This window comes from Pseudomonas ceruminis (assembly GCF_021602025.1).
Lineage (GTDB): Bacteria > Pseudomonadota > Gammaproteobacteria > Pseudomonadales > Pseudomonadaceae > Aquipseudomonas > Aquipseudomonas ceruminis.
In genome coordinates this window covers 380801-387722 of record NZ_BQHW01000003.1, presented here as the reverse complement: position 1 = coordinate 387722, position 6922 = coordinate 380801, and the positions used below count along the sequence as shown (strand labels likewise).

The 6922-nt window shown below is 63.0% G+C and carries 5 protein-coding genes and 1 pseudogene; 3 read left to right on the top strand and 3 right to left on the bottom strand.

Annotated elements, in window-relative coordinates:
• Positions 1-58: 58 nt before the first annotated feature.
• Both L6D80_RS05965 and L6D80_RS05960 read left to right on the top strand, forming a co-directional pair.
• A pseudogene (locus tag L6D80_RS05965) lies at positions 59-748 on the top strand (TIGR03915 family putative DNA repair protein); the annotation flags it as partial.
• Positions 749-944: 196 nt separating this feature from the next.
• Positions 945-3104, top strand: a complete 2160-nt coding sequence (locus L6D80_RS05960; RefSeq protein ID WP_176512922.1) for a TonB-dependent siderophore receptor — start codon at positions 945-947, stop codon at positions 3102-3104.
• A gap of 31 nt (positions 3105-3135) precedes the next feature.
• Here the strand turns inward: L6D80_RS05960 and L6D80_RS05955 are convergent, their stop codons facing one another.
• The 3 genes from L6D80_RS05955 to L6D80_RS05945 all read right to left on the bottom strand — a co-directional run bounded on the left by L6D80_RS05955 (position 3136) and on the right by L6D80_RS05945 (position 5841).
• Positions 3136-4107: a 5-oxoprolinase subunit C family protein gene (locus tag L6D80_RS05955; RefSeq protein ID WP_054901596.1), complete on the bottom strand. Its 972-nt coding sequence runs from the start codon at positions 4105-4107 to the stop codon at positions 3136-3138.
• The gene (locus L6D80_RS05950) at positions 4104-4991 is read right to left on the bottom strand and encodes a 5-oxoprolinase subunit B family protein (protein WP_054901595.1); all 888 of its coding nucleotides are present in this window, start codon (positions 4989-4991) and stop codon (positions 4104-4106) included. Before L6D80_RS05950 ends, L6D80_RS05955 begins: the two co-directional genes overlap by 4 nt.
• Positions 4992-5082: 91 nt before the next feature.
• The gene (locus L6D80_RS05945; RefSeq protein ID WP_054901594.1) at positions 5083-5841 is read right to left on the bottom strand and encodes a 5-oxoprolinase subunit PxpA; all 759 of its coding nucleotides are present in this window, start codon (positions 5839-5841) and stop codon (positions 5083-5085) included.
• Positions 5842-5961: 120 nt separating this feature from the next.
• Here L6D80_RS05945 and L6D80_RS05940 point away from each other — a divergent pair, with 120 nt between their 5' ends.
• Positions 5962-6879 (top strand): LysR family transcriptional regulator, encoded by a 918-nt coding sequence (locus L6D80_RS05940; protein ID WP_176512921.1) that lies wholly within the window; start codon positions 5962-5964, stop codon positions 6877-6879.
• The last annotated feature ends 43 nt before the right edge of the window (positions 6880-6922 follow it).

Here is a 6922-nt window from a genome sequence, read left to right as displayed (position 1 = left end):
TCGATCGGGCCTTGCCCCCAGGTGACCTCGGCTGGGTCGATGCCATGGGCGAGCAAGGCCCGAGCCTGCTCGCGCCAAGGTGCCCGCAGCCCTGCTGGGCCTGCTGGAGCAGGCTGCCCGCTACCGCGGCGAACAGCGCTGGAACCTGCTTTACGAAGTGCTCTGGCGCGTGGCCCATGGTGACCGCACGGCGATGCTGGCCGGAGACCGCCTGGGCAGCGAACTGCATCGACGCATCAAACAGGTCAGCCGCGAGGCGCATCACCTGCATGCCTTCGTGCGTTTCGTGCCTTTGCCAGACGCCTTGGCAGCCCAATTGCAACTGGACCTGGTGGCCTATCACGAACCGGCCCATGACATTCTGCTCAGTGCCAGCGGGCACTTCGCTGACCGTCTGGGCCGGCTACGCTGGCTGATCGCCACACCGCAGGACGGCATCCGCTTCGATGGCAAGGATTTTGATTATCGGCACAGTTGCCCTGACGATTGGCGGCAATGGGCGCGCAATGCCGACGACCCCGGCGCCGAACTGTGGCGTACTTATTATCGCCATACCTTCAACCCTGCCCGGCTCAACCCGGACGCGCTGCGCTTGCACATGCCCGGCCGGTTCTGGCGGCATCTGCCCGAGGGCATGTTGATTCCACAGCTCGAGGGGCTGGCGCGCCAAGGCAAGCAGCGGGACGGCCAAGCGCAGGAAGTTGCCAGCCAACGGGGCAAACAGGTCACACGCCCCACTTCACCCTAGCGCCTTCACCACGGTCCATCACGTAGGTGCGTCGGCCCCCCAACGCGTGACGCAGCCCGGCGCCATTACAAAAAATGTGAAAAATTCGTGAATTTCCTGAGACCACAGACTTTCACCCTGCGACGTATCCTGACACACTTATTGCCAATAGTTCTCATAAACATTCGCAATTACCTATCACAGGATCCTCTCTCCCATGCCGTCGTACCTGGCGCCCATGCGCTCCCTCCCCGCTCGCAATCTGCTCGCCATGGCCGTGTACATGGCCATCGTCCCTCCAGCACTGGCCGACGATGGCCAGCCCGCCACATTGGAACTGGGTGCCACCGAAATCAGCTCTGATCAACTGGGCAGTACCACCGAAGGCTCGCAGTCTTACACCACCGGCGCGATGTCCACCGCCACCAAGCTGCCACTGAGCTTGCGTGAGACCCCGCAGGCCGTGACCGTGATCACCCGCCAGCGCATGGATGACCAGGCCATGACCAGCATCAACGATGTGGTCAAGGCCACCCCGGGGCTGTTCCTCGACTATTCCAATGGCCCGGGCCGACAGACCTATTCGGCACGCGGCTTCGACATCGATAACCTGATGTACGATGGCATTCCGAGCGGTTATCAAGGTTGGACGGTCGGTGCCCAGCCGAACCTGGCCATGTTCGACCGGGTCGAGATCGTGCGCGGGGCCACTGGCCTGGTGACCGGGGCCGGCAACCCGTCGGCGGCGATCAACCTGGTGCGCAAGCGCCCACTGGCCGAACAGAAAGTCACCCTGACCGGCGCTGCTGGCAGCTGGGACAACTACCGCGGGGAAATCGACGCGTCCAGCCCGCTCAACGACAGTGGCACGCTGCGTGGGCGCGTGGTGGCGTCGTACCACGATGCCAACAGTTACATCGATGACGCCGAAGAAAACCACGGCCTGTTCTATGCAGTCACCGAGGCTGACCTTTCCGAAGACACCAGCCTGACCCTCGGCTTCTCCCATCAGAAGGACAAGACCAACTACTTCTGGGGCGCCATGCCAACCGCGCTGGACGGCCATCACATGGGCTTCTCGCGCGCCTATAACCCTGGCACTGACTGGGAGAACAAAGACCAGGACATCAATACCGTATTCGCCGAAGTCCGCCAGCGCCTGGCCAATGACTGGAAGCTCCAGGTCAACGCCAATTATTCCGAGCAGAACGCAACATTCACCGGCTCCTATCAGTCGCGCTGGGCCGGTCTGCAGGCGCCGCTGTCGCGCACGGTGTACCAGTCCAGGCACCAGGAAAACCAGGCCGGCCTGGACGGCTTCGTCAGCGGCCCGTTCGAGGCCTTTGGCCGCACTCACGAGTTGGTGGTGGGTGCCAGCAAACGCATCTACGACATGGACACCCGAAACTACAGCCCCTATGACACCAACTGGCCACTGAACGCTGGCAAGCCGAACTTCGTACATACCGGCAACACCCGTGAAGTCACCACCCAGGAAGGTGTGTACATGACCACCCGCCTGAGCCTGGCTGACCCGCTCAAGCTGATCCTTGGCGGCCGCCTGGACTGGTATGACTACGATAACCGGGACGGCGAAGGCGATTACAAGGTCACCCGCAATGTCACCCGCTACGCCGGCCTGATCTACGACCTCGACGACCAGCACTCGGTGTACGTGAGCTATAGCGACATCTTCACCCCGCAGAGCTCCAAGGGCACCTCGGGCACGCCAGTCAAGCCAATCGTGGGCAAAAACTACGAGATCGGCATCAAGGGCGAATATTTCGGCGGCGCACTCAACGCCAGCATCGCGCTGTTCCGCATCGACCAGGAAAATCGCGCCGTGCAGGTGTTCGTGCCGGACTGCCCGCAATCGGCCTGCTATGAAGCCTCCGGCGAAGTGCGCAGCCAGGGTATCGACATGGAACTGCAAGGTGCGCTGACCCAGCACTGGCAGATCGGTGCCGGCTACACTTACGCCCGCGTGCATACGCTCAAGGACGCGGCCAACCCAGGCAACGTGAACCAGCGCTTCGACACCGACACCCCGGAGCACATGTTCAAGCTGACCACCACCTACCGCTTCCAGGGCCCGCTGGAAAAACTGCGGGTGGGGGGCAACATTTCCTGGCAGAGCCGCATCTACAACGACTTCACGGTGGCCGATGGCAGCGAGTACCGGCTGATCCAGGGGGCGTATGCGGTCACCGACCTGATGGCGGGCTACCAGGTCAACAAGCACCTCGACCTGCAACTCAACGCCAACAACGTGTTCGATCGCAAGTACTACTCGGCCATCGCCAGTTCAGTGGACTATGCCGGCGACACCTGGGGGGCGCCGCGCAACATGATGCTGACTGCCAAGTACAGCTTCTGACGCGACTGATGGGGTGCCTGCACCCCATCGATCAACTGAACAACCGGCCCAGATACCCCAGTTTCTTCTGGTACGACCGCCGCGCTTCCAGGGCCCCTTCCATGCTCACCGGCAAGAATCTGGCCTGCTGGTTCGGCTGCATCTGCCCGATCAGGTCCAGGTCGGCGCTGATCACCGTGCCGATCATCGCGTAGCCGCCACCGGATACCGCATCGCGGTGCAGGATGATTGGTTCCAGCCCTGCCGGTACCTGGATCGAACCGATCGGGTAGCAGCTGTCGACGATGTTGGACGGATCCGAACCGGCACCAAAGGGCTGCTCACGCGGGCGGAAGCTCAGTGCGTTTCCGCCTTTGTAGCGATAGCCGATACGGTCGGCCTCGGAGCCGACCGTCCAAGCATCGGTGAAGAAACTGTTCGCGGCTGCTTCGGTCAGGCGGTGGAAGTACAAGCCTGGCACCACCCGCAACACCACCTCCCCACCCAGCGCCTGGCGCAAGGCCATTGGCAGGCTGGCACCGGCGCGCGCCTTGCCACTGGGCAGCCCCACTGGCAGCACATCGCCCGCCACCAGCTTGCGACCGTGATAGCCGCCCAACGCACCCAATGCATAGGTAGAGCGGCTGCCCAGCACTTCGGGCACATCGATACCGCCCGCGACCGCCAGGTACGCCCGTGCCCCTGCAGTGGGGAAGGCAAAGCGCAGCACCTGCCCGGCCCTGACCGCAAAGGCAGTGTCAGGCCGCTGCTCGCGGCCATCGAGCAAGGCCGGCATCTGCGCCCCACACACTGCCACCAGCGCATCCTGCTGGAATTCCAACTCCGGCCCCACCAGCGCGCACTCAAGGCCCGCTGCCCCGGCCGGGTTGCCAACCAGGTGGTTGGCCGCGCGCAAGGCGTATTGGTCAAGCGCACCCGAGGGCGGAATGCCCAGGTGGTAATAGCCTTCTCGACCCAGGTCCTGCACCGAAGTGGCCAGGCCAGGTTTGAGTACCTTGATCATGCCAGCGCCTCCTGCAACGATCGGGGGTAGCCGACCGGGTCGGCCAGAAATGCATCCAGGGAAAACTCCACGGGGCGGATGCGCAAGTCGAAGCACCCCTCCTCCACCTCCGCTACCGCCTGGTCATAGGCCTGACGATCGATGGGCTTGAACTGGACGATGTCACCTGGGCGGAAGAACACCATGTGCGCCTTCAGGTAACTAAGGGTCTGTTGAGGGTCATAGATCGGTGCCGGGGTCACCCCGAACATCTGGTAACCCCCGGCACCGCGCACCGAGTAGATGCACCCGAAGCAACCACCGTGGCCGAGGGTCAGTTTTGGTGTGTCGGTGCGTGGGCGAAGGTACTTGGGCACTTGCAATTGTCGCTCACGCTCGACCATCTGGAACATGAACGGCAAGCCGGCAACGAAGCCGACCATCGATACGAACCACGGCGCGCCGCTGTGCGCAGCGATGAATGCCTCGACGTCGGCCAGGCCGTTGATGCGCGCGGCGTATTCAAGGTCGGTGCTGTCCGGGTCCTGGTGGCGGTCGCGAAAACGCATCAGGGTTTCGTGGGTCCAGGGGTCGTTGTACAGCACCGGGATCTCGATGATGCGGGTGTGCAACGCACGTTCTGCCACAGCCTCGGCTTCAGCGCCCTTCACAGCCTCCAGCAGGGCTGCCGGGGCGATGCGGTCAGGGTCGAAGCGAATCTGGAACGAGGCATTGGCCAGGCAGATATCGAGCACGCCCTCCAAGGCCAGGCGCTCCACGGCGCGGGTAACGGCCATGCCCTTGAAGAAGGCCTCGAGCGACATGCTGTCGCTGACCTCGGCAAACAGATGCTCATCGGCACCGAAGCTGTAGCGGATCGGGGTACTGGCAAGCGGCTCGGCCATGTCTGCTCCTTTTTGGAATCTTTATTCGTAAGGCAGGCAAAAAACAATGCGGTACAGCGGCCCCGGGGTCTGCGCCCCGGGTGCCCGTGATTCAACGCGGTGTGCGCACCTCGATGCCGGCGGCATCCAGTGCCGAACGGGTGGCCTGGACCAGCTCGAGCGCACCCGGTGTGTCGCTGTGCAGGCAGATGGAATCGAACTCGATGGCCAGGTCCTGTCCCTCTACGGTACGCACCAGGCCTTGCTGGCAGGCGCGCAGCACGCGCTCGGCGACCCGCTGCGGCTCATGGCCACGCACGTTGCGGGTAAACACGATTGAGCCGCTCAGGTCGTACTCACGATCGGCGTAGAACTCGCGCACCACCGGCTGCCCGCATTCCTGCGCCACCCGGCAGATTTCCGAACCGGGCATGCAGTAAAGCAGCAGTTCAGGCTCAATCACCCGCAGGTGCTGTACCAGCAGCCGCGCGGCTTCTTCATCGCGAGCGAGGTGCATGTACAGCGCGCCGTGGGGTTTGATGTGCTGCAGCCGAACGCCCTGGGCACGGGCAATTTCGCGCAGAGCACCAAGCTGATAGAGCATGTCGTCGACCAGCTCCTGGGCCGGCGCATTGATGTGCCGACGGCCGAACCCGACCAGGTCTCGAAAGCCGGGGTGGGCACCGACCGCCACACCCAGCGCCTTGGCACGCTCGACCGTGCGACGCATGGTGCCTGGGTCGCCCGCATGAAAACCAGTGGCGATATTGGCAGAGCTGATGAAGGCCATCAGCTCATTATCGACGCCATCGCCGATGGTCCACGGGCCGAAGCCTTCGCCCATGTCCGAGTTGAAATCCACTGCCTGCATGCCAGTTCTCCAGGTACTTGTGACTGCGTACCGGCCACGTTAGATTCTCTGCGACCCCTTGGGTAGATCTATAAACAGATAGGATGTCTTCTGAAAAACAGATACCCAGGAGTGTTTCTCGTGTCGTTGACTTTGCGCCAAGTCCGTTATTTTGTCGCCACCGCCGAGATCGGCCAGATTTCGCAAGCGGCAATCCACCTCAATATTTCCCAGTCCGCTGTCACCACCGCAATCAAGGAGCTGGAAGCCATGCTCGGGGCACTGCTGTTTCAGCGCTCGGCCCAGGGTATGAGCCTGACAGATGCCGGGCGACACTTTCTCAACCGTGCCTATGTGATCCTGCGCAGCGTGGACGATGCACTTAACAGCCCACTGCCGGACGTTCGCGCCAGTGGGTTGCTGCGTTTGGCGGCCAGCTACACAGTGATCGGCTACTTTCTGCCGCACCATTTGCAGCGCCTGGGGCACTGGCACCCGGATGTCACGCTGGAGGTGCACGAGCAGGAACGCAGCGCTATCGAGCAAGGCCTGCTGGAGGGCCGCTTCGACATGGCGGTGGTGCTGACCGCTAACCTTACCCACCCGGATATCGTTTCAGAAACCTTGTTCAACTCCGAACGCCGGCTGTGGCTGCCCAGCCATCACCCGCTGTGCGAACGCTCGGCGGTGAGCCTGGCCGATGTCGCCCATGAGCCGTTCATTCTGCTCACCGTGGACGAAGCCGAGCAAAGCGCCATGCGCTACTGGGAGCTGGCCGGCCAGCGGCCCCGCGTACGGGTACGCACCAGCTCGGTCGAGGCAGTGCGCAGCATGGTTGCCAATGGCAGTGGCGTGGCAATCCTCTCGGACCTGGTGCACCGCCCCTGGTCGCTGGAAGGCAAGCGCATCGAAACAGTGACCATCAGCGACCCGGTCACCCCCATGAGCGTCGGCCTGGCCTGGCACCGCGAGCGAGCATTCAGCCCGGCGATGCAGGCGCTGCGCAATTACTTCCATGATGCCTTCCTCGCCCCCCAGCAATTGTCGGCACGGCGCTGAGGCCTGCGCATTGCCCGACAACAAGGTATTGTGCCGAACCGAA

What these genes read in the sequence shown, in the direction of transcription:
- L6D80_RS05960 (WP_176512922.1), top strand. Translation starts at nt 945, where the DNA reads ATGCCGTCGTACCTGGCGCCCATGCGCTCCCTCCCCGCTCGCAATCTG.
- L6D80_RS05955 (WP_054901596.1), bottom strand. Translation starts at nt 4,107, where the DNA reads ATGATCAAGGTACTCAAACCTGGCCTGGCCACTTCGGTGCAGGACCTG.
- L6D80_RS05950 (WP_054901595.1), bottom strand. Translation starts at nt 4,991, where the DNA reads ATGGCCGAGCCGCTTGCCAGTACCCCGATCCGCTACAGCTTCGGTGCC.
- L6D80_RS05945 (WP_054901594.1), bottom strand. Translation starts at nt 5,841, where the DNA reads ATGCAGGCAGTGGATTTCAACTCGGACATGGGCGAAGGCTTCGGCCCG.